General features: G+C 38.5%; 1 protein-coding gene. It reads left to right on the top strand.

Annotated features, from left to right (window positions below):
• Positions 1 to 88: 88 nt before the first annotated feature.
• A complete protein-coding gene (locus ACTRWE_RS19080) occupies positions 89 to 1,507 on the top strand; it encodes an alanine/glycine:cation symporter family protein (protein ID WP_350655160.1) in 1,419 nt (472 codons plus the stop codon).
• Positions 1,508 to 2,169: the final 662 nt, after the last annotated feature.

The following is a 2,169-nucleotide window of genomic DNA, read 5'->3' as shown; positions in this document are numbered from 1 at the left end:
TCATTTTTTTACGCTGTTTACTAAACTATTTACTGTGCTTGTGGTAAGTTGCGCCCGATATTTACAACTCGTTCACTAGGTAACGCACATGACAGATATAATAAATAGTATAAGTGGTCTCTTATGGGGTCATATTTTAGTGTACTTATTAATAGCAGCAGGGCTATTTTTTACAATACGTCTTGGTTTTATCCAATTTGTACAGTTTCCACATATGATTAAAGTCATGTTTCAAAGTCGTCAAGGCTCTGACGGCGGCATTTCTTCTTTCCAAGCATTTTGTACATCTTTAGCAGCCCGTGTTGGTACTGGTAATATGGCAGGTGTTGCCGTTGCACTTTATTTAGGTGGCGCAGGTGCTATTTTTTGGATGTGGTTAATTGCTTTAATTGGTATGGCTACTAGCTTTGCTGAAAGTACATTGGCACAAGCTTATAAAATACGCGATGAAGAAGGTAACTTCCGTGGTGGTCCGGCCTATTATATGGAGTACGGACTTGGTAAGCGTTGGATGGGTGTTGTCTTTTCATTGTGCTTAATTTTAGCCTTTGGTTTAGTTTTTAACGCAGTACAGTCAAATTCTATTGCTGCGGCTTTTGAAGTCGCCTTTGGTATCCCTAACTATATAGTCGGTATCGCTCTTGTTATTGGGTCAGGTATTATTATATTTGGCGGTCTAAAAACCATTTCTCGATTTGCTGAATTAGCCGTTCCATTTATGGCTGCTGCTTACCTTGTGGTTGCACTTTATATATGTGCTGTAAATTACACTGAGTTACCTGATGTATTTATGCATGTGATCAGAAGTGCTTTTGGTATTGAGCAAGCGGGTGCCGGTGCAATTGGTTATGGGGTAATGCAAGCGATGATCCAAGGGATCAAGCGCGGCTTGTTCTCAAACGAAGCCGGTATGGGTAGTGCTGCGAATGCTGCAGCAACTGCAACACCAAACCCACCTCACCCTGCTTCACAGGGGTATGTACAAATGCTGGGTGTATTTGTAGATACTATTATTATTTGTACTGCAACTGCTGCTCTTATTTTATTATCAGAGCAATTAGTGCCAGGCTCAGATGTAACGGGTATAGCGCTTACACAAGCAGCCCTTGAAGAACATGTAGGCAGCTGGGGTGCCATATTTGTAGCAGTCGCTATTTTGTTTTTTGCATTTACATCTATTGTGGCTAACTACTCGTATGCTGAAACGAACTTATTATTCTTAGAACATAACCACGCATCTGGCATGTTGATCTTCAGGTTATTAGTGTTAGGTATGGTAATGTTTGGTGCATTGGGCGAATTACCACTAGTGTGGACATTAGCTGATGTATCTATGGGCTTAATGGCAATAGTAAACGTAATCGCATTATTTATGCTCTCTGGTGTTGTGGTGTGGCTTGCCAAAGATTATAACGCTCAGCGACGCGCTGGAAAGTTACCGACGTTTGATCCAAGTAAGAACGACAAACTCAATAAAACTATTCCAAAAGGTATTTGGCATAAATAATTAGTTTTTATACTTCAAGTTAAAAACCCGAAACGGCCATTGTCATTTCGGGTTTTTTATTGATTTAACTTTAATCTAAAAGTTACTGATAACAGTAGTCACTTATAAATTACTAGTGTGAAGATAGACGTTATTAAAGCCGCCCAACCTACCTATAAGCTCACTTTATCCAAACATTATAAGTATCCTACAAGTAAATTTAATAACCTATGTAGTAGGTCTCAATGCTTATAACGACATCCCTGCTTAGGTTTATATACATTACTGCATAACCATAATAACTAACACTGCGCTTATTATACCAATCCGCAATAATACTCAATCATTTTGCGGGGCTAAACGTGTCGCTATCTGTGTTAAAAAATTCTCTTTTAGAACAACTAAATAGCGATTTTTTGCCTAGCTATCAACCCGTTTTTCCTGCCTCAAAATAGACCGCTTAATTAAGCGAACTGGTATTAAAGAGTCTAGTTTATGATTTAGCTAACGACCTACACTACACCTTGATTAACTTGTAAAAAAAATCTGAAGTGTTCAGTGACAGTCTATTGGTGAGCCAAGAGTATGTATCAGACCTTCGCAGGGGTAGTAAATTAGTGTGCTTAAAGGGATTTAGTAATAAAGATATGATGATTTAATTAGATTTTACGGAAGAATATAAA

The sequence above is a fragment of the Pseudoalteromonas sp. G5_S1_54_S4 genome (genome assembly GCF_054968565.1).
Note: the sequence above shows the minus strand (reverse complement) of the source record. Positions and strands in the feature narration are given on the sequence as shown.

Excerpts from the sequence above, each read along its gene's own strand:
- ACTRWE_RS19080 (WP_350655160.1), top strand. The coding sequence starts at position 89 with ATGACAGATATAATAAATAGTATAAGTGGTCTCTTATGGGGTCATATT.